The organism is Desulfurivibrio modestus, from assembly GCF_044068625.1.
In the GTDB taxonomy this organism is placed as follows: domain Bacteria; phylum Desulfobacterota; class Desulfobulbia; order Desulfobulbales; family Desulfurivibrionaceae; genus Desulfurivibrio.
The window spans coordinates 32,640-59,181 of sequence record NZ_JBIPKH010000006.1 but is presented as its reverse complement, the minus strand read 5'-3'; the positions used below and the strand labels follow the sequence as shown (position 1 = coordinate 59,181).

Below are 26,542 nucleotides of genomic sequence, written 5' to 3'. Positions count from 1 at the left end.
AGCAGACCGCAAGTTGATCAGCAAGAAAAGTTTTTCTCATGGCGGCGCCTCCAGGCGGCGCAGCTCGGCCCGAACCTCATTCCAGCGCCCCCGCAGCAGCTCCAGCCTTTTTTCCGCCGCGGGCCGGGCCAGGGGGCCGGCCTGGCGCAGGGCCCGGGTTTCCCGGACCAGTTGATCGCTGAGTTGACGATAGTAGCTTTGCAGTTCCGCCTCGCTCTGCCCCCGATACTCCCGAGCCAGCAGCTGCTCGCTCTGCCGCCCCGGACCCTGGGCGCAAGCGACTAGCAAGGCCGCGACAAGCAGCAGCAGGCCAACCAGCCCCAAGGGTCTACTCGGCACGAAACTTCTCCGCCAGCTGAATCACCGCCATGGCGTAGCGGTAGGAGTTGTTCCAGTGGGTGATCGCCTGGAAATTGGGATAAGCGGCCAGATAGCGCCAACCACCATCCGCCAGCTCCAGGCCCACAACCCGCAAAGGCCGGTTATCAACAACCGGGGGCAGGGCAACCCCCTGGAGAGCCTCGATCTCCTCCCGGGGTAGCAGGCCGGCCCTGGCGGCCAGCCGGGCCTCCTCCAGGCGGGGATCGCCCAACCGATCGCCCAGTTCGGCGTAAAGGGGGGCGCCAAAACGCCAGCCGAAATGGCGCAGGTAGTTGGCAATGCTGGCCAGCACGTCGGGCACCGAGCCTTGGATATCCCGGCGGCCGCTGCCGTCAAAGTCCACCGCGTAGGCCCGGAAGCTGGAGGGGATAAACTGGGCCTGCCCGAACGCCCCGCCGTAGGAGCCCCGGATGGCGCGGGGATCGAGGCCGTTCTCCCGGCTCAAGAGCAACAGTTCGATCAACTGTTGCCGGTAAAAGTCGCTGCGCCGGGGGTAGGCGGCAAAAAGGGTGTTCATGGTCTGGAAAATGTTAAAGGCCCCCTCGGTGCTGCCGTAGTTGCTTTCAACCCCCCAGATGGCCACGACAATCTCCCGCTCCACCCCGAATTCGGCCTCGATTCGCGCCAGCAATTCCCGGTGCCGAGCCAGCAGCACCCGGCCGTTGCCGACATTCCACCAGGTGAGCAGACGGGGGGCGTAACGATGGTAGGGCTGGGCTTCCCACTGGGCATCCATCAGCTCCAGCACCCGCCGGTTGATGGTCAACCCGGTGAAGATCTCCTCAAGCTCCCGGCGGGCAAAGCCATGCTCCGCGACCAGCTCCGCGAACAGCTCTCGATAAAGGGGGGAGTCCAGGTCGATGGCCTGGCCCTCCCGCACCAGATCGGCGGGACGCGGGGATACGGCCTCACCCCACGCCCCCGGCGCCAGAAACAGCAGGCACAACGGCAGCAACAACAGCAGCGGACGCGGGTAACGAAAGAGTGGCTTCATGGTGACGGAGGGGCAAAGGTGGCGGCGAAGGCGGCGAGAAAGGCGGGCAGCAGTTCCAACGGCAGGGCGTTGATCCCCGCCGCGGCGGCCCGGCCCCCACCGCTGGGAAACCGCCGGCAGAGGTCATCGGCGCCGGCGGGCCGCTCCAGGGGGGCCCGCACACTGACCAGCAGGCCCTCGCCCCCCTGTTCCACCAGCAGGGCATGGGCCTGGGCCGGGCGAGCCCGGGCCAGTTCATTGGCGAAGACCCCGGCCACCCGGCGGGCCCAGGGCTGATCCGGCAGGCGAAAAACCCGACCGGCCGGGCCCTCCTCCAGGGGGGGCAGCCGGCGGGCCTGCTCCAGATCGCGGGCAAAACCTTCCCGCAGGGCGCGCAGCTGGGCCGAGTGGCGGTGGAACTCCAGGGGGTCGGCAAACTCGCCCACCGCCCGGTAAAGCTCGGCCGGATGAAAGTGGAGGTCGGCCAACCGGGCGCCATAACCGTTGTAGTTGAGCAACTCCCCCACCTCCCGCAACGCCTGCAGATCGGACTCGGCCAAGGCCAGGGGGGCGGCGGCCCGGCGGGCCGGACCATGGAGATTGTCGCCAAAGGCCCCCACCACCGCCCAGGGCCGGAACCGCCCTTCCAGCAGTCGATCGACAATCAGCGAGGTGCAAAGTTCCGGATTGGGCTCGATATGAAACTCGCGCCCTTCGGCGGTGGGAATCGCGCCGGCATAGTGATGGTCGACGTAAAAAACCCGGCAACCCGCCGGCAGAGCCAGGAGCGCCTCCCGGTTACGATCCAGCGAGATATCAAGCACGGTGAGTACACTGGCGGCCAGTTCCGACCGCCCGGCCAGCTGGGCCAATAAAGCGTTGTCGCGCTTGACCCCGGTAATCAGCTCCGCCTCCGGCCGGGGCCGGGCCAGGCGCAATTGGCGCAGGGCGCAGATGCCGTCGGCGTCACCGTTGAAGATATCAAAATAGTGCATCGGTTCAGATCCCCTTTTTGCTGCCCCGCAGGAATTGGCCAATGGCGTCCAGGGTGAAGATGATCATCACGCTCTTCTCCTCAAGATAGCGGCGCACCTCCAGATCAACCGCCCAGCAGTGGGGCTGATAACGGATGCCGACGGAGGCCTCGGCGATATGATCTTCGCTCAGGGACTGGTTGAGCATGCCGTAAAGGCCGATGGTGGAGGTCACCGGGGTGTTGAACCGGGCGACGATATCGTGCATCTCCTCCCCGCGGGTGGTGTAGAAATAGGGTTCGACCATCCGGTCATATTTCAGGTAGCGGTAGTTGACGGAAAAGGAGCCGCCCCGCCCGGGGCGATAACCGCCCCTCAATTCGTAACGGGTGACCCCAAGCCCGTAAACACTGAGGTTGGTCTGGTAGCGCAGGTTGAGGTTGGGCCAGGGATCGAGCTGCAGCTCGAAGCGGAGATCGGACAACTCCCGCCCCTCTTCATCGGGATCCAGGTTTTCCCGCCATTTTTCCCGCAGGTTGTAAGTCTGGGCCACCTGGAAAAAAGCAAGGGAGCGGGAAGTAAAATCCCCGGGCTGGCCGTCGGTGCCGGCCTTGAGCCCGGCCAGTTCGAAATAGTTGTTCAACTCGTAGGTTAACCACTCTTTCCGCTCCAGGCGATCGACGGCATCCAACCGAGGCAACTTCTCCTCATCGGTACGATTGAGGTAGGTGTAACTCAGGTTGGGCCGGACCATATGTTCCAGCCAGCGCCGACGGTAAGATTCCGCCGCCTCCGCCGACCCCTCACCACCCCGGGCCAGGGCGAAATCGCGCACCAGGGTGGTGGCCAGATTGGCCTCCAGATCGACGGCGCTGCGATCCTGATAGCGCTCATGCTCCCAGTGATGATCGTCGCCGTGCTCGGTCACCTGGTACATGGTCTGGCGTACCCCGCTGGTGATCCGGCCCTCCAGCCAGCCCCGGGCCCGGGGCATGGGGGTGATTAGTTGCGGATGCAGGTCAAGCCGATGGGCGGCGACCCCCCGGCTCCGCCAGTAATGGACATATTCACTGTTCCAGGCCAGGCTGGAGAGCCGTTGCCGCAAGGGGGCGCGGGCGGCGAAGTTGAGCCGGGGCAGGGATTGCAGGGGACTGACCGCCCGCTTTTCGTGGCGGGAATCCTGCTGCAGGCGCAACTCCCCGCTCACCACCAGATTGTCGCGGATCTTGCCCAGTTGCAGGGCCGACTGGCGGGTGGTCAGGGAGGGTTCCAGCAGGTCCCGGCCGAAGGTTTCGCTGAATTCCCGATCCAGGGTGGGATGGCCCAGAGAGCCGGAATCAAACTCCTGGATAAAATCCTGATCGGAGACCAGATCCAGATCCAGCCGGCCGATCAGATTGTCGCCGAAATCATGGTCGGCCTTGCCCCTTACCCAGTAGCGGTTGGTGGTAGTTCGCAGCAGACCGTCGTTTTTGAAATCGTAGGTCTCATCGTCCACCGTCCGGTCCTTGAGAAAACTGGCCACCAGCATCCCCCGGGAAGCGGGCCCGGCGGCGTAGCGAAACTCGGCCCCGGCCAGCAGGCCCCGGTGTTCCAGGTAACGGGGATGCAGGGTCAGATCGGCGCTGGGGGAGAGATTGATAAAATAGGGCAGGTTGACCCCCAGCCCGTCCCGGCGGGAACGGGACCATTCCGGGAAAAGAAAACCGCTCTGGCGCTTGATCTTGGCCGGCAGCAGCAGGTAGGGCAGATAGGCCGTCGGGGTTTCCCTGATCCGAAAAGCGGAGTGATAGAGGTGAGCCATCCCCTCCAGGGTGATCTTGGCCCGTTTGCTGGTAAAGGACCAGGCCGGGGGGCAGTCCTCGTCGGGATGGCAGGCGGAGAGCCAGGCATCCCGCAGCTCATAGGTAAGATCCCCGGTTTTCTCGATACTCTCCCCCCTGATATAGAGCCCGCTGGCGGGCAAAAAGATGGTGGCCCCGGTCAGGGCCCCGGTCTCGTCGACCAGGGAGAGGGAAACGGTCTCGGCCGCCACCTCTTCGTCGAGGGATTCGATGCTGACCCGGCCCCGGGCCTCCACCAGCCCCCGGTCGGGGTAATAGCTCATCCGGTCGGCCTTGATGGTCAGCGCCCCCCCCGCCGCCGAGGCCGGACGGGAGAGGACCACCTCTCCTTCGGCCAGCACCAGGCGTCCCTCCGGCTCCTCCCGGTGGATCAGGCGATCGGCACTGAGTTCCCACAGCAACTCCCCCTGGGCCCGGGCCCCGGGAACCAGAAACACCAAGGTCAGGAGCAGAAGCAGGGCCCGGCAAAAGTTAAGGCCCAACGGCTACTCCAGAACCGCACCGGTGCTGCCGGAGGTTACCATTCTGGCGTAACGGGCGGCATAACCGGTGGTGATCCTGGGTGCCGGCGCTTGCCAGCCGGCCCGCCGTTTCTCCAGCTCGGCGGCAGCCACCCGCAACTCCAGCTGATGCTTGGGAATATCGATCACGATTTCGTCCCCTTCGGCCACCAGGGCGATGGGACCACCCTCGGCCGCCTCCGGGGAGACATGGCCGATGCAGGCTCCCTGGGTGCCGCCGGAGAAGCGGCCGTCGGTGATCAGGGCCACGCTTTTGCCCAACCCCATGCCGATGATGGCGGCGGTGGGGGAGAGCATCTCGGGCATCCCCGGCCCCCCCTTGGGCCCGCAATAGCGGATCACCACCACGTCGCCGGACTTGATCCTGCCATCCAGGATCGCCGCCTGGGCCTCGGCCTCGCTGTCAAAGACCCGGGCCGGGCCGCGATGGGTCAGCATCTCGTCGGCCACCGCCGACTGCTTGACCACCGCTCCGTCGGGGGCCAGATTGCCGTAAAGCACGGCAATGCCGCCCACCTGGTGGTAGGGATTGCTCACCGGCCGGATCACCTCGGCATCGTAGCTCCTGACCCCTTCAAGGTTTTCCCGCAGGGTTTTACCGGTGGCGGTCATCACCTCCAGATTAAGCCCCGCTTCACTCTTGCACAGCTCATGCATCACCGCCGGCACCCCGCCGGCCTCGTCCAGCTGCTGCAGGCTGTGGGGGCCGCCGGGGATCAAGCTGCAGAGATGGGGGGCCTTGGCACTGACCTCGTTGAAGGAGGAGAGGGGCAGATCCACCCCGGCCTCACGGGCGATGGCCGGCACATGCAGGACGGTGTTGGTGGAACAGCCCAGGGCCATATCCACCGCCATGGCGTTTTCAAAGGCCGCCGTGGTGGCGATGTCGCGGGGCCGGATATTTTCGCTGAGCAGATTCATCACCGCCATCCCGGCATGTTTGGCCAGCCTGATCCGGGCGGCGGCCACCGCCGGGATGGTGCCGTTGCCGGGCAGGGCCAGACCGATGGCCTCGGCCAGGCAGTTCATCGAGTTGGCGGTGAACATGCCGGCACACGATCCGCAACCGGGACAGGCCTTCTCCTCCAGCTCGTGCAGCTCATCCATGCTCATGGTGTTGGCCCGTACCCGGCCCACCCCCTCAAAGACGCTGACCAGATGAACATCCTTGCCCCGGAAACGGCCGGTGAGCATGGGGCCGCCACTGACCATCAGGGCGGGAATATTGACCCGCAGCATCGCCATCAGCATCCCGGGAGTGACCTTGTCGCAGTTGGGCACCATCACCAGGGCGTCGAAGGGGTGGGCCATGGCCACGATCTCCACCGAGTCGGCGATCACCTCCCGGCTGGCCAGGGAATATTTCATGCCCTGGTGGTTCATGGCCAGGCCGTCGCAGACCCCGATGGTGGCAAAAGCGATGGGGGTGCCGCCGGCCATCCTCACTCCATCCTTGACCGCCGCCACGATCCGGTCCAGGTGGATATGGCCGGGAATGATTTCGTTGTGGGCGTGGGCGATCCCCACCAGGGGCCGGGCGATCTCCTCGTTGGTATATCCCATGGCCTTAAGCAGCGAGCGGTGGGGGGCGCGTTCCAGACCTTTTCGCAGGGCGTCACTTCGCATCTCAATCTTCCTCATCTGGGTTAATCTAGGGTGGTAGAGGGGAATCTACGCAACGGAGTGGGTGCTGTCAAGCGGTAACCCCGGCCCCCGGCTTCACTTGCCATGAGAATAGACTTGCCAATTCCGCCCGGGGACTGTAAGTTTCAGCATAGCAAATTCATACAAAAATAACAGGTTATCAAAACCCTATGGACCATATTTTCGGCCCGGTCAACTCCCGCCGACTCGGCATCTCGCTGGGCATCGACCTGCTGCCTCCCAAAATCTGCAACTTCAACTGTATCTACTGCGAAGTCGGCCCCACCACCACCTTCACCAACACCCGGGACGAATATACCTCCACCGCCGGGATCATTGCCGAAATCGACGCCTATTTCGCCAATACCGAAGCCGTGGCCCGGCTGGACATCCTGACCATCACCGCCTCCGGCGAACCCACCCTGCACAGTGGTCTGGGGGCAATCATCACCCACCTGAGGCGGATCTCCACCAAGCCGGTGGCGGTGCTGACCAACGGGTCCTTGCTCTACCTGCCCGAGGTGCGCCGGGAACTGGCCAAGGCCGACGTGGTGGTCCCCTCCCTGGATGCCGCCCGCCAGGAGAGCTACCGGCGGATCAACCGGCCGGCGGCGGAATGCGACCTGGAGCGGTTGATCGGGGGGCTGGTCGATTTCAGCCGGGAATTCACCGGTCGCTGCTGGCTGGAGATCCTGCTGGCCCGGGGGATCAACGATGCGCCCGATGATCTGGCCGCCTTAGCCGCGGCGGTGGAGCGGATCCAGCCGGAGCGGATTCAGCTCAACACCGTGGCCCGTCCCCCATTGGAAGCCTTCGCCCTGCCCCTCTCCCCGGAGGAATTAAGGGCGGCGGCGGCCTACTTCCAGCTGCCGGTGGATATCCTGACCGACCGTACCCCGCTGGAGCGCGGCAGTGATAAGTCCGGCGGTTCCGGCAAGCATACCGATGCAGAAAATATTCTGCACCTGCTGCAACGCCGACCCTGTCCCGCCGATGACCTGGCCACGGCCCTGGGGATCCCGACGGACCGAGCCACTGAAATTCTGACGCGGCTGACAGCCGCCGGCCAGGTTGAAATTTCCCGCCATCGCGGTCGGGATTACTATGTGATCGCCCCCCAGGAGCGGGGTCAGCAATCGGCAGGCCGCCCGCCGGCGTAAACGGCAGGCCGGCCCCTCCCGGAGATTTTCCGCAACCAGAAGAGAGCAAAAGACCATGAGCGATGACCAGTCCCGTTCAGTACTCGACCGGGTCAGCCAATGGCTGGGCCGCAAAAAAGAGCAACCCGAAAAAAACAACCAAGAGGAACGCGGCACCATGCCCGAGAAGGAAAAACTGAAATCAGAGATTACGCCCCAAGCGGCGGCTCCCAAGGCCCCGGAAAGAAAGCCCCCGGCAGCAGCGGCCCCGGATGGCGGCGAAGCCCGGAGCGAGGAGCAACCAGCCGAGCGAAGTGAAGCCGCCAAAGCAAGCCGGGCCCTTAGCGCTTCGGCTCGCCGCCGCAACCAGCGGGCCCGAGCCAAGGAGCGGGCGGCCCGGGAAGCCACGGCCGCCCAGGCCGCAGACCAGGGTACCGCCCCTGATCTCGAGACAGCTCCCACCGAACAACCGGAAACTGCAACCGCCGCCCCCAGCCAGCCCAAGGCCAAGGCAAGGGCCAAGGCCAAACCCAAAGCTACAGCCAAGGCTGCCGCGCCCAAGGCCGCAACCAAAGCCAAGCCCAAGGCCAAACCCAAAAGTGCCGCCAAGCCGGCCAGCGAGGAGGAGGCTCCCTCCCCGGCCAAACCGGGCAGCGGTTACAAGCTGCTGATCAACACCGACGAACCGGAAGAGTGCCGGCTGGCCCTGCTGGAAAACGGCAAGGTGGAGGGCTTTTTCATCGAATCGGTGAGCCGGGCCCAGATCAAGGGCAATATCTACAAGGGGCGGATCACCTCGGTGGAGGCCAATCTCCAGGCCGCCTTTGTCGACATCGGCCTGCCCAAGAACGGCTTCCTCTCCTTCAGCGAGATCCACCCCGAATATTACAGTCAGGAGGTGGGCCCGGAGACCCACTGGAAGAATCTCAAGATCCAGGACGTGGTCAAAAAGGGGCAGGAGGTGCTGGTGGAGGTGGTCAAGGAGGCCACCGGCAACAAGGGCCCCAGCCTGACCACCTATATTTCCCTGCCGGGCCGCTGCCTGGTGTTGATGCCGGGCAGCGATTCGTCCGGCATCTCCCGCAAGATCGACGATGAGGCCCAGCGCCGCAAGCTCCGCGAGATGGTGGAGGGCCTCAATATTCCCGAAGGGATCGGCTATATCATCCGCACCGCCAGCCAGGAGATCACCAAAACCTCCCTGGGCCAGGACCTGCGCTATCTCCTCAACCTCTGGGAAGAGATCAAGAAAAACGGCCAGACCATGGCCGCGCCGGCCCTGATCTACAAGGAACAGAACATCATCTCCCGTTTCCTGCGCGACCACTACACCACCGATATCCGGGAGATCCTGGTGGACGACGAGGAGGCCGCCGACCAGGTCCGCGACTTTCTCCAGCTGCTGCCGGCGGCCCAGCGCAAAAAGACCGCGGTCAAACTCCACCAGGGCAGCCAGCCGATCTTCCACCAGTATCACGTGGAAAAACAGATCGAACAGATGTTTCAGCCCACCGTGGCGTTGCCCTCCGGCGGCTCCATCGTCATCAACCCCACCGAGGCCCTGGTGGCCATCGATGTTAACTCGGGCCGCACCTCCTCCAAGGACCGCGATTTTGAAGAGAGCATCTTCATCGCCAACATGGAAGCGGCCGAGGAGTTGGCCCGCCAGTTGCGGATGCGGGATCTGGGCGGGCTGATCGTGGTTGATTTCATCGACATGCGTTCCGCCGCCCACACCCGTGAGGTGGAGAAGAAGGTGCGGGAGTGCATGAAGAAGGACAAGGCCAAGGTCGATTTCTCCAAGATCTCCAAGTTCGGCCTGATGCAGATCTCCCGCCAGAAGATGGCGGCGCCCCTCCAGACCACCAGCTACAAGACCTGCCCCCACTGCGAAGGCCGGGGCATGATCCGCTCGGTGGAGAATATGGCGTTGAGCCATCTGCGCCAGATCCAGACCGGCATGAGCCGCCGCCAGGCCAAAAAGGTCCTCTGCCGGCTGCCCATGGAGGTGGCCCAGTATATTCTCAACAAGAAACGGGGCGAGCTACTGGAACTGGAGAAGGAGTACGGGGCCGAGATCGCCGTCGAGATCGACCCCGCCATGATGCCCGCCGACCACAAGATCGACTTTATCCGCGAATAAAAAAGGGGCCGGGTTGGGGGAGCCGTCCCCTCCAACCCGCCTAAAGCCGGTCAACGCTGATAACGCTGCACCGCCCGGTTGTGGTCGCGCAGGTTGCGGGAGAAGTGGTGGGAGCCGTCATTGCGGGAAACAAAGTAGAGATAGTCGGTCTCCTGCGGACGCAGGACGGCGGCGATGGCCTCCCGGCCGGGATTGGCGATGGGGCCCGGCGGCAGGCCCGAGATGAGATAGGTGTTGTAGGGGGTCGGGGTGCGCAGATCCTGGCGGGTCAGGCGACGGTCGAAACTTTGCAGGCCGTAGATCACGGTGGGGTCGGTCTGGAGCCGCATCCGCCGCTCCAGCCGGTTGAAAAAGACCCCGGCGATCAACTCCCGTTCCGCCGCCAGGCCGGTCTCCTTCTCCACGATGGAGGCCAGGGTCATCAACTCCCGCTCGTTTAAGCCGGTTTCGTTGTCCAGCTCGGCCAGCAGTTCGGTCAGCATCCGCCGGGCCCGTTCCACCAGCACCCTGACGATCTCCTCCTGCCGCTGCCCCCGGGTGAAATAGTAGGTGTCGGGGAAAAGCCAACCCTCCAGGGTGGGGGAGTCCAGACCAAAACGGACCGGAGTGGCCGGGTCGGTGGCGAAGGCGACAAAATCGGGGGAATCCACCAGTTTTTGCTCGGCCAGCAGTTGGGCCACCTGAAAGAGGTTGGCTCCCTCGGGAATGGTGACCTGGCGGCGCACGGTGCGCCCGGAGGCCAGCAGGGCCAGCAGCTGCCGGGGAGAAGCGCCGGCGCCGACCGCGTACTCACCGGCCTTCAGCTGCTGGCGCTGGCCGGAAAACAGGGCCAGCCAACGGAAACGCCGATCCGGCCGCAAAACCCCAGCCTCGACCAGGTGCCGCTGGATGGCCGGCAGGGAGGAGCCGGGGGGAATGTAGACCAGGGTCTCTTCCCGGGCCGGGCCAGCCCCGAAGGCATAAAACCCCAGCCAGAGGGCCAGGAACACCGCCAGCAGCAGCGGCAACAAAAACGCCAGCCGCCGCGGGCCGCCGCCGCTCCCGCTTAGCTCCGCCCACCGACCGTCAAATTCCATGCCGAGCCCCTGCTCCCCAACGCCGGGTTAGCGAAAGATAATCTTCAGGATATCATCCATGCTGCGCACCGGGACAAAGGTAATCTTGCTCCGCAGATCCTTGGGAATCTCCTCCAGATCCTTCTTGTTGTGCTCGGGGATGATCACCGTGGTGATCCCGGCCCGCAGGGCGGCCAGGGCCTTCTCTTTCAGGCCGCCGATGGGCAGGACCCGGCCCCGCAGGGTGATCTCGCCGGTCATCGCCACATCGGAACGTACCACCTTCTTGTGCAGGGCCGAATAGAGGGCGGTGGCCATGGTCACCCCCGCCGAGGGGCCATCCTTGGGAATGGCGCCGGCGGGCACATGGACATGGATATCCACCCCGTCGAAATAGCTCTCCTTGAGCTTGAGGTCCTTGAGCCGGGAGCGACAGAAACTCAGGGCGGCCTGGGCCGACTCCTTCATCACCTCGCCCAGCTGACCGGTCAGGGTCAGGTTGCCCCGCCCCTTCATGATCGACACCTCTACGTAGAGGATCTCCCCCCCCACTTCGGTCCAGGCCAGGCCGGTGGCCATGCCGGGCTGATCGATCTGCTCGTTCTCCGCCTCGGGCAGGTGTTTCGGCGGCCCCAGATACTTCTCCATGGTGCGGCCAGTGATCTTGTAGGGGCCCTTGCCCCCCTCGGCCACCTTGCGGGCCACCTTGCGGCAGAGCGCCCCGATCTCCCGCTCCAGGTTCCGCAGCCCCGCCTCGCGGGTGTAATGGGTAATCAACCGGACAATGGCGCCGTCTTCAAAATGGATCTGGCCTGATTTAAGCCCGTTTTCCTTGATCTGACGCGGCACCAGGTAGCGTTTGGCGATCTCGACCTTCTCCTCCTGGGTGTAGCCGGCCAGGCGGATAACCTCCATCCGGTCCAGCAGGGGGGCCGGAATGGTGTCGGTGAGGTTGGCGGTGGTGATGAACATCACGTTGGAAAGATCACAGGGCAGATTGAGATAGTGATCGGAAAACGACGTATTCTGAGCCGGATCCAACACCTCCAGCAGGGCCGAAGAGGGGTCCCCCCGGTAATCACTGCCCACCTTGTCGATCTCATCCATCATGAAAACCGGGTTGTTGACCTCCACGGTCTTGAGCCCCTGGATGATCCGGCCGGGCATCGCCCCGATATAGGTCCGGCGGTGCCCCCGGATCTCCGCCTCATCCCGCATCCCCCCCAGGGAGATCCGGTGAAATTTGCGACCCAGGGCCCGGGCGATGGATTGCCCCAGCGAGGTCTTGCCCACCCCGGGAGGGCCGACAAAACAGAGAATCGGCCCCTTGCTGCTCTTGTTGAGTTTACGCACCGCCAGATATTCCAGGATCCGCTCCTTGACCTTCTCCAACCCGTAATGATCCTCGTCCAGCACCTGGCGGGCCACCTTGAGGTCCAGGCGATCCTTGCTGGCCTTGCGCCAGGGCACATCCAGCAGCCAGTCCAGGTAGGTGCGGATAATCGCGGCCTCCGAGGCATCGGGGTGCATCATCTCCAGCCGCTTGAGCTGCTTGAGCCCCTCCTTCTTGACCTCCGGCGGCATCCGGGTCTTGTTGAACTTATCCCGCAGCTCGTCCAGCTCCTGGGAGCGCTCGTCGATATCACCCAGCTCCTTCTTCAGGGCCTGCAGCTGTTCGCGGAGATAGTACTCCCGCTGACTGCGGCCCATCTCCTCCTTGGCCTCGGACTGGATCCGGGCCTGGACGGTGGAGACCTCCATCTCCTTCTGGAGGAAATCGGCCACCTTGCGCAGGCGGGCCAGGGGATCGAGAATCTCCAGCACCGACTGCGACTCCGCCACCTTGAGCTGGAGGTTGGAAACCACCAGGTCGGCCAACCGGCCCGGCTCCTCGACGTTGTTGAGGATCACCATCAGGTCCGAGGACATGATCCCCTTGAGGGCCAGGATCTTTTCAGTCTGCTCGCGCACATTGCGCATCAGGGCCTCGACTTCCACGTCGATCTCCGGGATCTCCTGGTCATGGAGGACCTCGACATCGGCCAGCAGAAACGGGGTTTCCTGGGCAAAGTCGACGATCCGGGCCTTGTTGACCGCCTGGACCAGCACCTTGAGCCGACCATCGGGCAGCTTCAGGGTCCGCATCACCATGCAGACCATCCCCACCCGGTAGATATCCTTGATCTCCGGCTCATCGACGGCGGCATCCTTCTGGGCCACCAGCATGATCAGCTTGTCCCGGTTCATCGCCTCGTTGACCGCCCCCACCGAGGAGGGACGCCCAACGAAGAGAGGCAGGATCATGTAGTTGAATACCACCACATCCCGAACCGCCATCACCGGCAACTGCGAGGGAATATCCCGCTCGTTGATCTCTTCGATCTCGTCGGTTTCTGGATTCAAATTATCGTCTATATTCACAAAGTTCCTCCTTGGGGATCAAAAACGGGGGCCCGTTTCCGCCCCCTGAGAGTGGGGAATCTAAGCACTGTCCAGCGGCAAGTCAAGCTCTCGGCTTGCCGTCGCCGTGGTCAGGGTCGCGAGCCAATCGGCCACCGCCTCCCGCAGCAGGGCTCGGAAAACCTCCCCGCCGCCGAGACCGCCGCGCCCGAAGGTATAATTTATTTCCAGAAAAAGGGGCTCGGCGGCGCCGGAGGGAAAGATCAGGTCGAAACCGGCCAGGTTGATCCCGCTCTGACGGCAGAAACGACGGACCAGCTCGCGACCGCGGGCCTGCAGGTCCGGATCGGCCTCCCGCTCCACCACCCCGTTCTGGGCCAGGTTATGGTGAAAGGAACCGGGGTTGACCCGCCAGTAACTGAATATTTTTTCACCGATCACCGTCACCCGCAGGTCGCGATCCGCCCCGGGAATATATTCCTGGACGACAAAACCCCGCCCCCCGCCCTGCCACTCCCACTCCTCCAGCCGGGTCATGGCGGCGCGCAGCTCCCCGGCGTCGCGAATCAACCAGGTCCAGCGCCCCTCCCCCCCATGGCGGGCCTTGACCACCAGGGGAAAAGGGGGCAGCTCCACCTTGAGCCCCATCTCGGGGTGCTCGCCCACCATGGTCTCCACCCGGGGAAAGATCCAGGTGGCGGGATGGGGGGCGCCCAACTCCCAGAAGAGAAGGGTGTCGCCGATCTTGCCCTCCCCCTTGAAGCGGCTGTCGTAATTGGGGAAAACCGCCGGGGCGCAACGGCGGCAGAGCAGATAGAGTTCCCGCTCCACGGTCTGGGGCAGAATCACCCCTTTGCTCCGTTTAAGCAGCTCGGGCAGCCGCCGGTCCCAAACCGCCCGGTCCCAGAGAAAAAGATCCCCGTCGAATTCGGGGTGAAAGGAGATAACCAGCTGCTCTTCTGTCATGAAAAACCCGCTATTTACTTGCAAAAAAAGGAGGGCCGCGCCATATATAGCCCTGAATTTTACGTTTACCGCACCAGGAGGAGATAATGCCACCTAAAAATCTGGGCCCTGCCACCTTCTTCACCCCGGCCGAAAACCCCTGGCCGGAGCTGTTCCCCCCCGAACTGCCGGTCTGGGAAGGGCTGCGGCGGCTCAAGGAGTACCTGGAGGGCCAGAGCTACACCACCCTGCCGGAGAGTTTCAGGGCCACCGCCGGGCCGTTGGCCGAAACCCTGGTCTACTTCCGGGAGGGGGAGAGCGGCGACTGCCGCCTACTGGCCGGCTCGGAGTGCGAAATCAACTACCTCTCCCCCACCAAGGGGCAGCTGGAGGTGCGCCACCGGGGGCAACGGCTGGAGGGGGCGGGGGTCCTGATGGCCGGCACGGTGCTGATGGGCCGGCAGATTCAACTGGGCCGGGGGGTGCTGGTTGAGGCCGGCGCCTTTCTCAAGGGGCCGCTGGTGATCGGCGATCAGAGTGAAATCCGCCAGGGGGCCTACCTCAGGGGCCATTGCCTGATCGGTAGCCGCTGCGTGGTGGGCCATGTCACCGAAGTGAAAAACTCCATCTTCATGAATGACGCCAAGGCCGGTCACTTCGCCTACATCGGCGACAGCATTTTAGGACCGGAGAGCAATCTGGGGGCGGGGACCAAGCTGGCCAACCTCCGTTTCCTGGGGGGCAGCGTCCAGATCCGTCACGAGAGCGGCAGCATCGACAGCGGCCTGAAAAAATTGGGCGCCATCCTGGGGAGCGGCTGCCAGACCGGCTGCAACTCGGTGACCAACCCCGGCACCCTGCTGGGCAAGGGCTGTTTCCTGCTGCCCAACACCACCGCCCCCACCGGCTACCACTCGGCCAACACCGTCATCCGCCCCTAAATTTTGGCCGGGAGCCCCGGTTCAGGTGATCAGCCGCCGCCGGCTCAAACCCGGTAGTAGTGGTGCAGGGCGTAGAGGAACTCGAAAGAGAGGGCGATAACCAGAAAAATTTTGGCCCGTCCGGGCCAGGCCGGGGTGGCGCCGGACACCTTACGCATCACCAGCACCACCAGATAGGCGGTGGCGATGGCCACCGGCAGCGACCGGGCCAGGTGGCTGCCGGTGGCCAGCAGGGTTTCCAGGGGCTGGCCCGGGTAGTAACGACAGGCGGCCAGCAGGTAGATCAGGGCCAGAATGGCCGGTCCAATGATTTGTCGCATTTGCCGAAGATGGAGTTTAAGATCAAGGTTTCCCGCAGCCAGAAGGCTGTTCACAACTAAGCAAGGTTAGCACATGCCCCCCGTTTCCGCTCTCTATTTTCCCGACCTGCTGCCGCCGCCGGCGACGGCCGCCATCCTGACGGAACTGTTTGCCCCCCTGGGCTGCTACCGGATTGCAGCCGCTGACCAGAAGCCGCCCGCGCCCTGGGCCGACCTGGAGGCGAGCGGCCGACTGAAGTTTATCCAGCCCCTGGCCGCCGACCAGCTCGATCTGGGCCGCCTTGATCAGTTACTCCGGGAACTGGAGGGGCGCTCCGGCCAGGATATCGCCCTTTTTGTCCAGGGAATCCTGGCCCAACTCAGCGCCGCTCGCCAGGAAATGGCCAGCGAGCTGGTGCCTCCCCTGCTGGGCTGGCACGAAGACCGAGCGGCCAGGGAGGAGGAGGAAACCCTCTGGCGGGCCCTGCTGCTGCTCAAGCTGGCGGAACTCCAGGAGCGCCGGGAGCGGGAGCTGACCATGGAACTGCGGGAGTTTGAAGCGCGCCGCACCGCCCTGTTCCGGCAACTGCGGGGTGATGAAGAGCACAGGACCGTCTCCGCCGCAGCGCCGGCCGGCCCGGAAGTTTCTCCCGGCCGCAATTCGGCCCGGCTGCTCCGGGCTTGGAGCCAGCTCTTTCTCCGGGATCAAGGGGAGACGGAACTGCTGGTCAGCGCCGATCCCGAAGCGGTGGCCCTGCTGCTGGATGGCTACAGTTCCGCGGTGGGCCGGGAGCCCCTGGGGCTGGGAGAGCTGCCCCTGCCGGCTGAGGGCGCGGCCCACCTTGCCCCTGCAAACCGCGACCAACTGACCCTGGCTCTGGAACGGGCCGCCGCCGAGGGCGAGGGCGAGGCCTTGGCCACCGCCCTCGCCGCCTGCCGCCAAAACCTGCCTCTGGAGGGGGGGGAGGGGAAAAACCAGACCGGCGCCGGGATCGAATTCTTCCTGTTGCCGGGGGGGTCGCTACGCAACCTGCTGGCCGGGCTCCATCGACACCCGCCCAGGGGCAGCCTCCGGGAGGAAACCGGCCCCGGAGCAAAGCGCCACGGCCTGATCGCCCTGCTGCGCCAGTAACCGCAGCCTCAACGGTAGGGATTGATGCTCAGCACCGGACAGCGGGCGGTTTTAATCACCTTTTCCGCCACACTGCCAAAAAGGACCCGCTCCAACCCCTTGTAACCGTGGGTGCCCATGACAATCAGATCGATCCCGGTGCGGGCCGCGTGTTCGACAATGGTTTCGGCCACATCACCAGCCAGCACCCGGGTCTGGACGGCGGTGTCGGCCGGCAGAGACTCCTTGATGAAGCTGCTCATCTTATCCTCGGCACTGCGCACCATCTCCTCTTCAAACTGGGCGATGGGCACATGGGGAACAAAAAAACCGGAATAATCGTCGAAGCTCTGGACCACGAACACCACCGACAGCTCGGCGCCGAACACCTGGGCCAGGTCGGCCGCCGAACTAAGAATCTTGCGGGAATTATCGGAAAAATCGACCGGTACCAATATTTTTTTAAACTCACTCATCACCAAACCTCCCCAAAATTTTAGGGTATCAAACCTGCCCATGACCAGGACCGCGCAGACAACCAACCCAGCCCAGCCTTCCGACCACAGGCTAGCAGCGGCCGCCGATCATTGTCAAGCGGTAAGCACGCTGGCGGCTCGCATGGAGGAGATCTTCGCCGGCGACGGCCTGCTGGCCCACCACCTCCCCCATTACGAGACCCGGAGCGGCCAACTCGCCATGGCCCAGGCGGTGGCCCGCACCCTGACGCCGACAGAGGAGCCAGCCGGCGACCCGCCGCAGGAAGAGGGGGAACATCTGCTGCTGGTGGAAGCGGGCACCGGCACCGGCAAGACCCTGGCCTATCTGGTCCCCGCCGTTCTCTCCGGCCGCCGGGTGGTGGTTTCCACCAACACCATCAACCTGCAGGAGCAGATCCTGGCCAAGGAGATTCCCTTTATCCGCCGCTACCTGGCCCCCTGGCTCAAGGCGCTCTGCGTTAAGGGGCGCCAGAACTACCTCTGCCTCCATCGCTGGCATCAGCTACTGGCCGGCCACCGGCAGGGACGGCTTTTTGCCGGCTCCGGCGCCAACTTGACCGTCGATGACCGGGAACTGACCCTGATCAACCAATGGTTGAAAGAAACCGAACAGGGTGACCGGGCCGAGTTGCGACTGCTGGCCGACGATTCCCAGCTCTGGCAGGCGATCAATGCCGCCACCGGCCACTGTCCCGGCTCCTCCTGCCCCCACGCCGCCGAATGCTTTATCACCCGCCTGCGCCAACGGGCGGCCCGGGCCCATCTGCTGATCGTCAATCACCACCTCTTCTTTTCCGACCTGGCGGTGCGCCGTTTCGGCCATGCCGAGGTCCTGCCCCGTTACGAGGCGGTGATCTTCGACGAGGCCCACCATCTGGAAAATATCGCCACCCGCCATTTCGGCCTGGGGATCAGCCACTACCAGATCATCGACCTGGTCCGCGACCTGGAGAGCATGGCCGAGGAGCGCTTACGGGAACAGGACCGGAGCCGCCTGCTCCAAAACGCCAGGGCCCTGGCGGTTGAGGCGGATCTGCTCAAGGACTTTTTCCCTCCGGAACGGGGCCGCTTTCCGCTGCTGCCCCTGTTGCAGAGCCACCCCCAGTGGCCCCAAACCCGCCAAGACCTGGAAAACGGCTTCCTGGCCTTAAGCCGCCAACTGGAAGAGCTGGCCCGGGCGGAAGAGGTCTGGGCGCCGCTGCTGCGCCGCGGCCAGGAGCTGGCCGACACCTTCAGGGCCATTGTCGAACCGGCCGCCGGCGGCGAAGGGGTTGCCGAAGCGATCCACTGGTATGAGCGCCGGGAAAAAACGGTGCAGTTGGCCGCCTCCCCCATCGAGATCGCCCCCCACCTGCGGCAGCACCTCTACCAGCAGATCAAGGCGGCGGTTTTCACCTCCGCCACCCTGCGCACCGGCAACGATTTCCGTTACGTCAAAAACCGGCTGGGCCTGCCGGAACCCTGCCCGGCCCTGGCCCTGGACACCCCCTTCAACTATCCCCAGCACACCCTGCTCTACGTGCCCGGCCCCGATTTCCCCCTCCCCGGCTCCCCGGACTACCCCTCCCACTCCCTGCGGGTGATCCGGGAGCTTATCCAGCACTCCCGGGGGCGGGCCCTGCTGCTTTTCACCAGTGTCGAAGCGATGCGCCGGACCGCCGCCGCCCTGACCGGCACCATCTCCTACCCCCTCCTGGTCCAGGGAGACGCCCCCCGCTCGGTCCTGTTGGAGCAGTTCCGCCGCCGGACCCGCTCCATTCTGCTGGCGGTGGCCAGCTTCTGGGAGGGAGTCGATGTCCCCGGCGAATCGTTGAGCTGTGTAATCATCGACAAACTTCCCTTTGAGGTTCCCAGTGATCCTGTTATCATGGCCCGGATCGACAAGATCCAGAGCGAGGGCGGCAATCCCTTCTTCGATTTCCAGGTGCCCCGGGCGGTGCTGATGCTCCGTCAGGGGGTGGGGCGTTTGATGCGCTCCGCCAGTGACCGGGGGGTGCTGGCCATCCTCGATGTCCGGCTGTTCAGCAAGGGTTATGGCAAGATCTTCCGCCGCAGCCTGCCGCCAAGCCCGATCAGCCGGGAACTGGCCCAGGTGGAGAAGTTTTTCAAGCAGGAGAATGACCGGTGAAACCCGCGGAACTGAAAAAACGACTGGCCGCCGAGGCAACCCGCTTGGACCGGGTGATGCGGGACGACCTCACCACCGCCATCAAGGCCGACTCCACCCTGGCGGCGGTGCTGGACCACGCCCTCTTTGCCGGAGGCAAAAGGATCAGGCCCCTGCTTACCATCCTGGCCGCCCAACTCACCGGCAGCGCCGATAACCCCGAGGCCCTCCCCCCGGCCCAACTGGATCGACTGGCCATCGCCTTCGAGTACCTCCATGCGGCCAGCCTGCTCCATGACGATGTGATCGATCATGCCCGGCTGCGCCGGGGCCGGGAAACGGTCAACACCCGCTGGGCCAACGAACATGCCATCCTGGCCGGAGATTTTCTCCATGCCCGGGCCATGCTGCTGGCCGGCACCGCCGGGGGCATCCATTCTCTGGAGCTGATCGGTATCGCCACCCAGGCCATGGTGGAGTCGGAATTTATCCAGATGGAGGCGGCGGCCAGGGCCGACGACCAGGAAGAGACCTACTTTAAGGTCCTGGCCGGTAAAACCGCCGCCCTGATCGCCGCGGCCTGCGAATGCGGAGTGGTGGCCGCCGGCGGCACCCCGGCCCAGCGCCAGGCCCTGCACACCTACGGGGCCAACCTGGGCCTGGCCTTCCAGATCATCGACGACCTCCTCGATTACCAGGGAGAACCCACCGCCACCGGCAAGGCGGTGGGCAACGATCTCCAGGAGGGCAAGATGAGCCTGCCGATGATTTACGCCCTGGAGCGGGCCGCCCCGGCCCAACGGGACTGGCTGCGGGAGATTCTGACCATCAGCCCGGCCGAGCGACTGGGCCATTTGGCGGCGGTCACCCTGAAAATGGCCGAGAGTGGGGTCTTTACCGCCTGCCGCAACCGGGCCGAAGAGCTGATCAAAACCGGGTTTGCCGGCCTGACCGGCTGCCTGCCGCCGGCCGCTCCCGCCCAAAAGGCCGCAGAGGCCCTGGCCCTGCTTGGCGCCCTGGGCCGATATGTTCTGACCCGGAAGAGATAGATGGCGGCCGGGACCAGAAAAAAAACGCCCCGCCCCCCCACCAAAAGCCGCGCCGCCGGGGGAGGAGGCCGCCCCGGCCCCAAGCGGATCAATCGTCGCAAACGGGCCGCGATCTCCCTGCCCTGGCGGGCCGGCCTGATTACCATCCTGCTGCTGCTCAGCCTGGGGACCCTGGCCTACCTGGTTTTTCTCCACCAGCCAGCGCCACCGACCGACGGCACCGGCCGGGAACTCTCGGTGGTCCCCCCGGCCCTCTCCCTGCCGGCTGCTCCCGACCTGGCCAGCGAACCAACCCCACCGCCCGCCCCGGCCAAGCCCCGGGAGGCGGCCCTCCCACCCGCCCCAACGCCGACGCCGGCCCTGCCGGGCAGCGACCAGCGCCCCCTGGTGGCGATCATTATCGACGACATGGGCTATCGGCCGGAGACCGAACGGTTGATGCTGGCCCTGGATCTGGAGTTAACCTTCTCCTTCCTGCCCTTTTCCCCCCACCTCAACCAGAGCCTGACCACCGCCCGCCAGCAGAATCGCGACATCCTCCTGCACCTGCCCCTGGAGGCGCTGGACGGCAAGTGGAGCAGCACCCCGGGCATGCTCCTGACCGCCATGGGAGCCGAGGAGATCGCCGACGGCTTTGCCACCGCCCTGGCCCAGGTGCCCATGGCCATCGGCCTGAACAACCACATGGGCTCCCGCTTCACCACCGACCCCGCCGCCATGGACCGCCTGCTGGCCCAGGCTGCCCACTACGACCTCTTTTTCCTCGACAGCCTGACCACTCCCGACAGTGTGGCCGCCGCCGCCGCGACCCGTCACCAGGTCCCCTTGCTCCGCCGGGACATCTTTCTGGACAATGACCAGGATGAACAAAAGATTCGCGACCAACTGGAGTCTCTGCTTAAGATAGCGGAAAAACGGGGCTATGCCATTGGGATCGGCCACTCTTATCCCGAAACCCTGCAGGCCCTGCGAAGTTTCCGACCGGAACTGGAGAGGCGGACCCGGCCGGTGGGCCTGAGCCGACTCTACCAATTGCAATAACTTACAGCCCAACCACTTTCCCCTTTACTTTTTGGCGGGCCCCAGCTATTAAATTAGCAGCTTAACTTTATCTCCCTCAGATCTCCCTCCAGGCCGGAAAACGTCGCGATGACCGATCAACATATTGAAGATATGGCCAAGTTGCTTAAAACCATGGCCCATCCCATTCGGCTGAAGATCCTCTGCCTGCTCCAGGAGAAGGAGATGACGGTGGGCGAGCTGCACGAGAAGGTGCGCACCACCAACGCCAACGTCTCCCAGCACCTCAACATCCTCCGTAACCAGGGGATCATCGCCTACCGCAAGGATGCCAACTTCATCCACAATCGGATCAGCGAAGGCCGGATTGTCGAACTGATGAAAACCCTGCGCGAGCTTTTCTGCACCGCCGCCGATTAACCACCCAGACCCGTCCAGCTACCACAGGAGTTTGACCATGATCGGACATAAGTGGACGCTACCCGCCCTCAAGCATCCCCGCCTGATCATCGCGGTGATGACCGCCCTGACCCTGGCCCTGGGCCTGATGATTCCCCGGATCACGGTGGACACCAACCCGGAGAACATGCTGGCCGCCGATGAGCCGGTGAGGGTTTTCCACAATCAGGTCAAGCGCGAGTTCTCGCTCCATGACGTGGTGGTACTGGGGGTGGTCAACGAGCAGCATCCCGACGGGGTGTTCAACCCGGAATCTTTGGCCAGGATACTGGCCCTTTCCCGTTTTGCCCAGGAGCTCAGCGATCCGGACAACCCCGATCGGCGGGTGGTACCCCGCTATGTGATCGCCCCGGACACCGTGGACTCCATCGAACAGGACGGCCCCGGCCAGATCCGCTTCGAATGGCTGATGCCCACCGCCCCCACCAGCCGGGAAGAAGCCCTGGCGGTCCGCGACCGGGCCCTGGGCAATCCCCTCCTCCGTGGAACCATGGTTTCCGAGGATGGCCAGGCCCTGGCCATCTACCTGCCCATCAGCAGCAAGGAGTACGCCTATCAGGTGCGGCGGGCCCTGTTGGACAAGATCGCCGAATTCGGGCCGGTGGATGACCAGTACCATATCACCGGGCTGCCGGTGGCCGAAGACACCTTCGGGGTGGAGATGTTCACCCAGATGGCGGTCTCGGCTCCCCTGGCCATGGTGGCCATCTTCCTGCTGATGCTTTACTTTTTTCGCCAGATCAAGATGATCATCGCCCCGATGATCGTGGCGATGCTCACCGTCATCGCCACCATGGGCATGCTGATCGGCACCGGCCATACCGTCCATATCATGAGTTCGATGATCCCGATCTTCCTGATGCCGATCACGGTGGTGGCCAGCATCCACATCCTGTCGGCCTTTTTTGACAAATACCAGGAGAGCCGGGATCGGGTCCAGACCTTGAAGGAGGTGATGGACAATCTTTTCACCCCCATCCTTTACACCTCGATCACCTCGGCGGCCGGTTTCGCCTCCCTGGCCCTGACCCCCATCCCCCCGGTCCGGGTTTTCGGCCTGTTCGTGGCCTTCGGCATCATGCTGGCCTGGGTGTTGACCGTCCTCTTCATCCCCGCCTACATCATGCTGCTCAAGGAGAGCACCCTGGCCAATTTTGGGGTCAAGGGGCCGGACCGGCGACAGAAGGAGAAAGGGTCGGCTTTGGACCGGCACCTCAACTGGCTGGGGGGCTTTACCTTCAAATATGCCCGACTGATCCTGATCCTGACCGTGGTCGCCCTAGGGGTGGCGGCCCTGGGGATCAGTCGGATTACGGTCAATGACAATCCGGTGAAATGGTTCACCGAGAAACATCCCATCCGGGAGGCCGATCGAGTCCTCAACCACCATTTTGCCGGAACCTACGAAGCCTTCCTAATCCTGGAAAGCACCGGCCAGCAGCTCTCGCCCGCCGCCGCCGCCCAACTGCTCGGCCAAACCCTGGGGGAGACCGAGCTGGGTCCGGAGGGGCAGGCGTTGACCGAGGGGGCGGCAGCGGAAGCGGTGGCGGTGGCCGCCGCCGGCGACGACCTTGAGCTCTTTTTCCATGAGCTGGAAACGCGCTGGGAGGATCAGCTCTTTGCCGCCGTTGACGATGCCGCCTATGACTTTTGGGCCGCCGCCATGAACCAGCTGGTGGCCCTGCAAGGGCGGGGGGAGGTTTTCAAGCAGCCGGAGATGCTGCAGTGGCTGATCGAACTGGAGGAGCATCTAATCCGGGGCGGCACCGTGGGCAAAAGCAATTCGGTAACCTCCCTGGTGCGTAAGGTCTACCAGGAGCTGCTGGGGGGAGCCCCCGGGGACTACCGCCTGCCGGAGAGCGCCGCCGGGGTGGCCCAAACCATGATGGCCTTTCAAAACAGCCACAAACCCGATGATCTCTGGCACCTGGTCACGCCCGATTTTCGCAAGGCCAATCTCTGGCTCCAGTTGCGGGAGGGTGACAACCAGGTGATGGAGCAGACCCTGGCCGATCTGGAGCAGTTTCTGGCCGTCAATCCGCCGCCCACTTCGCTGGAACACCACTGGGCGGGGCAGACCTACATCAACGTAGTCTGGCAGCAGAAGATGGTTTACGGAATGCTCTGGGCCTTCCTGGGCAGCTTCGTGGTGGTTTATCTGCTGATGACCCTGCTCTTCCGCTCCCCCCTCTGGGGGGCGCTGGCGATGATTCCCATGACGGTGACCATCGCCTTCATCTATGGCCTGATCGGCTTTGTCGGCAAGGACTACGACATGCCGGTGGCGGTCCTCTCCTCCCTGACCCTGGGGCTGGCGGTGGACTTCGCCATCCATTTTCTCCAGCGCTCGCGGATGGCCTACGACCGCCTGGGCTCCTGGCTGCTGGCCAAGGAGGAGATTTTCGCCGAACCCTCCCGGGCCATCACCCGCAATGTCATCGTGGTATCGGTGGGCTTCGTGCCGCTGCTGGCCGCGCCCCTGGTGCCCTACAAGACGGTGGGCTTCTTTATCGCCGCCATCCTGGCGGTCTCCGGCCTGGCCACCATGTTCATGCTGCCGGCGGCCTTGCGCCTGCTGGAACGACGGCTGTTTAAGCCCGGCCGCGCGAGCTGATATTTCCCCAATCTCCTGGGGCCTAAGGCTTGGCCACGGAATTGGGGATCAAACAAACGAAGAATAAAACCTGATCTGGAGGTGACCCATGAATATTTTGCCAACAACGTTAGTCGCGGCCCTGCTCCTCTTCTGGTCGACGGCAGCGGCGACGGCCATGGAGGTGGCGGAGATCGTGGAGCGGGCCAACCTGGCCTCCTACTACGCCGGGGATGACGGGCGCTCCGAGGTGCGGATGCTGATCACCGACGCCCAGGGACGGGAGCGGGAACGGCAGTTCGTAATCCTGCGCAAGAATATCGAGGCCGGAGGCCGCCAGCTCTTCTACGTCTATTTTGAGCGCCCCCTGGATGTCCGCCGCATGGTCTTCATGGTCCACAAATATCTGGACCGCGACGATGATCGCTGGCTCTTCCTGCCCGACCTTGACCTGGTCCGGCGGATCGCCGCCTCGGACAAACGGAGCAGCTTCGCCGGCTCCCATTTTCTCTACGAGGATGTCTCCGGCCGGGCGCCGGTGGAGGACAACCACCAACTGATCGAGGAGGACGCCGACTACTATCTGCTGGATATCACCCCCAAGGATCCGGCCACGGTGGAATTTTCCCGCTATACGGCCCGCATCGCCAAGAGCAGTTTCCTTCCTGTTTATATGGAATATTTTGATCGCCAGGGGCAAAAATACCGGACGGTGGAAGCCTTGGCGGTGGAGGAGATCCAGGGCTTTCCCACCGTGGTCAAATCCCGGGTCCGCGACCTGGCTGGAGGAGGGGAAACCCTGATGGAGTTCAGCAACATCAGCTACAATATCGGGCTGGACGAATCCCTGTTCACCGAACGTTTTCTCCGCCGCCCCCCCCGGGAAATCCGTCGCTAGCAGGAGGTTGCGACTTATGAATCAGAAACCGATCCGCCCCGCCGCCCTGCTCTCTTTGTTGCTGCTGCTGACCCCGCTGCCGGCGGCGGCCCTGGAGCGGATGCAGGATTATCTTTTTGAACGCCACGACACGGAGCTGCACGGCTTTGTTGAGGCGCGGGGGGGCGTCCGCCTCAACCGCCAGGAGGATCAGAAGGAGATCTCCATCGGCGAGGCCCGTTTGCAGCTCGATCTCTCCCGCTGGCTGGGCGACGGCGAGCTACGGCTCAAGGGCGACCTGCTGGCCGACGGGGTGGAGGAGCAGCTCGACGCCGAACTGCGGGAGTTCAACTACAGTTTTTCTCCCTACCAATCGGTGGATCTCCGCCTGGGCCGCCAGGTGCTGACCTGGGGCACCGGCGACCTGCTCTTCATCAACGATACCTTCGCCAAGGATTGGGAATCCTTTTTCATCGGCCGCGATGACGAATATCTCAAGCTGGCCGCCGACGCCGTCCGGGCCGGGATATTCGGCGGGCCGGTGAATATCGACCTGATCTACGTGCCCCTGGTCACCCACTCCCGCTATATCGACGGCTCCCGCCTCTCCTACTGGCACGGACCCGAGGGTCGGATCGCCGGCCGCGACCTGATCATGGCCGATCACGAGCGCAACCGGGTGTTCCGGGACAGCGAATACGCCCTGCGCTTGAGCCGCAACCTCGACGGGACCGAATACGCCCTCTACGGTTACTACGGCTTCTGGAGCACCCCGGAGGGGCTGGATCCGGCCACCATGAAGCTCTTCTACCCCCGGCTGGCGGTGTACGGCGCCAGCCTGCGCCGAGCCCTGGCGGGCGGAATCAGCCATCTGGAGGTGGGTTACTACGACTCCCGTGATGATCGCAACGGCGACAACCCCATGGTCCGCAACAGCGAGCTGCGTCTGCTGATCGGCCACGAACGGGAACTGGCCCGCGATCTCACCGGCGGCCTCCAGTATTACCTGGAACGCAAGCTGGATTACGACAACTACCGGGCCAGTCAGCCTGCCGGCGCTCCCCTGGCCGATGAAAACCGCCATCTGCTGACCCTGCGGCTCACCAAACTGTTGCTGCAACAGAACCTGCAGCTTTCACTTTTTATCTACTGGTCACCCTCGGACCAGGACGCCCACCTGCGCCCCAAGGCCCACTACAAGATCAATGACCGGCTGGCGGTGGAGGGCGGCGCCAACATCTTCACCGGCCGCCACGACCACACCTTCTGGGGCCAGTTCGAGGACAACAGCAATATCTACCTCGGCCTGCGCCAGAGTTTCTAAATTCTACCAGCAAGGAGCATTTGCCATGACCGTCAACGACTGGATTCACGTGATCGCCGGCTTCTTCATTCTGGCCAGCCTGGCCCTGGGCACCTGGGTCCACCCCTACTGGTACTTCTTCACCGCCTTTGTCGGGGCCAACCTCTTCCAGTTCGGCTTCAGCAAGTTCTGTCCCCTGGGGATTATCCTCAAGAAACTGGGGGTTCCGGAGCAGCGTTAATCTTGCCGGGGCCCTCCCTTGACTGA

Annotated in this window: 22 protein-coding genes; 12 read left to right on the top strand and 10 right to left on the bottom strand. The window is 64.1% G+C overall.

From position 1 onward, the window contains the following. Positions 1-36: 36 nt before the first annotated feature. The 5 genes from ACHHRT_RS05540 to ilvD are packed head-to-tail and all read right to left on the bottom strand — an operon-like array spanning position 37 to position 6,319. Positions 37-339: a hypothetical protein gene (locus ACHHRT_RS05540; protein ID WP_395498540.1), complete on the bottom strand. Its 303-nt coding sequence runs from the start codon at positions 337-339 to the stop codon at positions 37-39. Then, a complete protein-coding gene (locus ACHHRT_RS05535; RefSeq protein ID WP_395498538.1) occupies positions 329-1,375 on the bottom strand; it encodes a lytic murein transglycosylase in 1,047 nt (348 codons plus the stop codon). Before ACHHRT_RS05535 ends, ACHHRT_RS05540 begins: the two co-directional genes overlap by 11 nt. Beyond that, positions 1,372-2,349, bottom strand: a complete 978-nt coding sequence (locus tag ACHHRT_RS05530; protein WP_395498536.1) for an acetyltransferase — start codon at positions 2,347-2,349, stop codon at positions 1,372-1,374. Before ACHHRT_RS05530 ends, ACHHRT_RS05535 begins: the two co-directional genes overlap by 4 nt. Positions 2,350-2,353: 4 nt before the next feature. Continuing rightward, complete coding sequence (locus ACHHRT_RS05525; RefSeq protein ID WP_395498534.1) at positions 2,354-4,654, bottom strand: LPS-assembly protein LptD; 2,301 nt, start codon at positions 4,652-4,654, stop codon at positions 2,354-2,356. 3 nt (positions 4,655-4,657) lie between these two features. Then, positions 4,658-6,319 carry a dihydroxy-acid dehydratase gene (ilvD, locus tag ACHHRT_RS05520; protein WP_395498532.1) on the bottom strand — a complete coding sequence of 554 codons (1,662 nt, stop codon included), beginning with the start codon at positions 6,317-6,319 and terminating at the stop codon, positions 4,658-4,660. Positions 6,320-6,507: 188 nt separating this feature from the next. On the opposite strand from ilvD, the gene ACHHRT_RS05515 reads away from it, so the two are divergent. Then, complete coding sequence (locus ACHHRT_RS05515) at positions 6,508-7,497, top strand: radical SAM protein (RefSeq protein WP_395498530.1); 990 nt, start codon at positions 6,508-6,510, stop codon at positions 7,495-7,497. Positions 7,498-7,552: 55 nt separating this feature from the next. Next, positions 7,553-9,619, top strand: coding sequence for an Rne/Rng family ribonuclease (locus tag ACHHRT_RS05510; RefSeq protein ID WP_395498528.1), 2,067 nt, complete (start codon positions 7,553-7,555; stop codon positions 9,617-9,619). 50 nt (positions 9,620-9,669) lie between these two features. Here ACHHRT_RS05510 and mltG read toward each other — a convergent pair whose 3' ends face one another. The 3 genes from mltG to ACHHRT_RS05495 all read right to left on the bottom strand — a co-directional run bounded on the left by mltG (position 9,670) and on the right by ACHHRT_RS05495 (position 14,040). Further along, positions 9,670-10,695 (bottom strand): endolytic transglycosylase MltG, encoded by a 1,026-nt coding sequence (gene mltG / locus ACHHRT_RS05505; protein WP_395498526.1) that lies wholly within the window; start codon positions 10,693-10,695, stop codon positions 9,670-9,672. Between the two features lie 27 nt (positions 10,696-10,722). After that, on the bottom strand, positions 10,723-13,011 hold the full coding sequence (lon, locus tag ACHHRT_RS05500; RefSeq protein ID WP_395498694.1) for an endopeptidase La: 2,289 nt from the start codon (positions 13,009-13,011) through the stop codon (positions 10,723-10,725). Positions 13,012-13,155: 144 nt separating this feature from the next. Next, positions 13,156-14,040, bottom strand: coding sequence for an ATP-grasp domain-containing protein (locus ACHHRT_RS05495; RefSeq protein WP_395498524.1), 885 nt, complete (start codon positions 14,038-14,040; stop codon positions 13,156-13,158). 86 nt (positions 14,041-14,126) lie between these two features. Between ACHHRT_RS05495 and ACHHRT_RS05490 the strand changes: the two genes are divergently transcribed. Further along, on the top strand, positions 14,127-14,960 hold the full coding sequence (locus ACHHRT_RS05490) for an LbetaH domain-containing protein (protein ID WP_395498522.1): 834 nt from the start codon (positions 14,127-14,129) through the stop codon (positions 14,958-14,960). 44 nt (positions 14,961-15,004) lie between these two features. Here the strand turns inward: ACHHRT_RS05490 and ACHHRT_RS05485 are convergent, their stop codons facing one another. Next, positions 15,005-15,280: an inner-membrane translocator gene (locus ACHHRT_RS05485; RefSeq protein ID WP_395498520.1), complete on the bottom strand. Its 276-nt coding sequence runs from the start codon at positions 15,278-15,280 to the stop codon at positions 15,005-15,007. Positions 15,281-15,353: 73 nt separating this feature from the next. Here ACHHRT_RS05485 and ACHHRT_RS05480 point away from each other — a divergent pair, with 73 nt between their 5' ends. Next, a complete protein-coding gene (locus ACHHRT_RS05480) occupies positions 15,354-16,391 on the top strand; it encodes a hypothetical protein (RefSeq protein ID WP_395498518.1) in 1,038 nt (345 codons plus the stop codon). A gap of 8 nt (positions 16,392-16,399) precedes the next feature. Here ACHHRT_RS05480 and ACHHRT_RS05475 read toward each other — a convergent pair whose 3' ends face one another. Further along, positions 16,400-16,846: a universal stress protein gene (locus tag ACHHRT_RS05475; RefSeq protein ID WP_395498516.1), complete on the bottom strand. Its 447-nt coding sequence runs from the start codon at positions 16,844-16,846 to the stop codon at positions 16,400-16,402. Positions 16,847-16,988: 142 nt separating this feature from the next. Here ACHHRT_RS05475 and ACHHRT_RS05470 point away from each other — a divergent pair, with 142 nt between their 5' ends. The 8 genes from ACHHRT_RS05470 to ACHHRT_RS05435 all read left to right on the top strand — a co-directional run bounded on the left by ACHHRT_RS05470 (position 16,989) and on the right by ACHHRT_RS05435 (position 26,516). After that, positions 16,989-18,995 carry an ATP-dependent DNA helicase gene (locus tag ACHHRT_RS05470; RefSeq protein ID WP_395498514.1) on the top strand — a complete coding sequence of 669 codons (2,007 nt, stop codon included), beginning with the start codon at positions 16,989-16,991 and terminating at the stop codon, positions 18,993-18,995. Beyond that, the gene (locus ACHHRT_RS05465) at positions 18,992-20,023 is read left to right on the top strand and encodes a polyprenyl synthetase family protein (RefSeq protein ID WP_395498512.1); all 1,032 of its coding nucleotides are present in this window, start codon (positions 18,992-18,994) and stop codon (positions 20,021-20,023) included. Before ACHHRT_RS05470 ends, ACHHRT_RS05465 begins: the two co-directional genes overlap by 4 nt. After that, positions 20,024-21,064 carry a divergent polysaccharide deacetylase family protein gene (locus tag ACHHRT_RS05460; protein WP_395498510.1) on the top strand — a complete coding sequence of 347 codons (1,041 nt, stop codon included), beginning with the start codon at positions 20,024-20,026 and terminating at the stop codon, positions 21,062-21,064. 108 nt (positions 21,065-21,172) lie between these two features. Then, positions 21,173-21,463, top strand: coding sequence for an ArsR/SmtB family transcription factor (locus ACHHRT_RS05455; RefSeq protein ID WP_395498508.1), 291 nt, complete (start codon positions 21,173-21,175; stop codon positions 21,461-21,463). A gap of 37 nt (positions 21,464-21,500) precedes the next feature. Then, positions 21,501-24,116 (top strand): efflux RND transporter permease subunit, encoded by a 2,616-nt coding sequence (locus tag ACHHRT_RS05450; RefSeq protein ID WP_395498506.1) that lies wholly within the window; start codon positions 21,501-21,503, stop codon positions 24,114-24,116. Between the two features lie 88 nt (positions 24,117-24,204). After that, on the top strand, positions 24,205-24,993 hold the full coding sequence (locus ACHHRT_RS05445; protein ID WP_395498504.1) for an outer membrane lipoprotein-sorting protein: 789 nt from the start codon (positions 24,205-24,207) through the stop codon (positions 24,991-24,993). A gap of 16 nt (positions 24,994-25,009) precedes the next feature. Continuing rightward, positions 25,010-26,296 (top strand): hypothetical protein, encoded by a 1,287-nt coding sequence (locus ACHHRT_RS05440; RefSeq protein ID WP_395498502.1) that lies wholly within the window; start codon positions 25,010-25,012, stop codon positions 26,294-26,296. Between the two features lie 25 nt (positions 26,297-26,321). Then, complete coding sequence (locus ACHHRT_RS05435) at positions 26,322-26,516, top strand: YgaP family membrane protein (protein ID WP_395498500.1); 195 nt, start codon at positions 26,322-26,324, stop codon at positions 26,514-26,516. Positions 26,517-26,542 lie beyond the last annotated feature (26 nt).

Coding starts and splice junctions, on each gene's coding strand:
- ACHHRT_RS05450 (WP_395498506.1), top strand. CDS start 21,501: ATGATCGGACATAAGTGGACGCTACCCGCCCTCAAGCATCCCCGCCTG.
- ACHHRT_RS05495 (WP_395498524.1), bottom strand. CDS start 14,040: ATGACAGAAGAGCAGCTGGTTATCTCCTTTCACCCCGAATTCGACGGG.
- ACHHRT_RS05485 (WP_395498520.1), bottom strand. CDS start 15,280: ATGCGACAAATCATTGGACCGGCCATTCTGGCCCTGATCTACCTGCTG.
- ACHHRT_RS05475 (WP_395498516.1), bottom strand. CDS start 16,846: ATGAGTGAGTTTAAAAAAATATTGGTACCGGTCGATTTTTCCGATAAT.
- ACHHRT_RS05535 (WP_395498538.1), bottom strand. CDS start 1,375: ATGAAGCCACTCTTTCGTTACCCGCGTCCGCTGCTGTTGTTGCTGCCG.
- ACHHRT_RS05510 (WP_395498528.1), top strand. CDS start 7,553: ATGAGCGATGACCAGTCCCGTTCAGTACTCGACCGGGTCAGCCAATGG.
- ACHHRT_RS05460 (WP_395498510.1), top strand. CDS start 20,024: ATGGCGGCCGGGACCAGAAAAAAAACGCCCCGCCCCCCCACCAAAAGC.
- ACHHRT_RS05455 (WP_395498508.1), top strand. CDS start 21,173: ATGACCGATCAACATATTGAAGATATGGCCAAGTTGCTTAAAACCATG.
- ACHHRT_RS05440 (WP_395498502.1), top strand. CDS start 25,010: ATGAATCAGAAACCGATCCGCCCCGCCGCCCTGCTCTCTTTGTTGCTG.
- ACHHRT_RS05435 (WP_395498500.1), top strand. CDS start 26,322: ATGACCGTCAACGACTGGATTCACGTGATCGCCGGCTTCTTCATTCTG.
- ACHHRT_RS05490 (WP_395498522.1), top strand. CDS start 14,127: ATGCCACCTAAAAATCTGGGCCCTGCCACCTTCTTCACCCCGGCCGAA.
- mltG (WP_395498526.1), bottom strand. CDS start 10,695: ATGGAATTTGACGGTCGGTGGGCGGAGCTAAGCGGGAGCGGCGGCGGC.
- ACHHRT_RS05530 (WP_395498536.1), bottom strand. CDS start 2,349: ATGCACTATTTTGATATCTTCAACGGTGACGCCGACGGCATCTGCGCC.
- ACHHRT_RS05515 (WP_395498530.1), top strand. CDS start 6,508: ATGGACCATATTTTCGGCCCGGTCAACTCCCGCCGACTCGGCATCTCG.
- ACHHRT_RS05445 (WP_395498504.1), top strand. CDS start 24,205: ATGAATATTTTGCCAACAACGTTAGTCGCGGCCCTGCTCCTCTTCTGG.
- ilvD (WP_395498532.1), bottom strand. CDS start 6,319: ATGCGAAGTGACGCCCTGCGAAAAGGTCTGGAACGCGCCCCCCACCGC.
- ACHHRT_RS05470 (WP_395498514.1), top strand. CDS start 16,989: ATGGAGGAGATCTTCGCCGGCGACGGCCTGCTGGCCCACCACCTCCCC.
- lon (WP_395498694.1), bottom strand. CDS start 13,011: ATGGCGGTTCGGGATGTGGTGGTATTCAACTACATGATCCTGCCTCTC.
- ACHHRT_RS05480 (WP_395498518.1), top strand. CDS start 15,354: ATGCCCCCCGTTTCCGCTCTCTATTTTCCCGACCTGCTGCCGCCGCCG.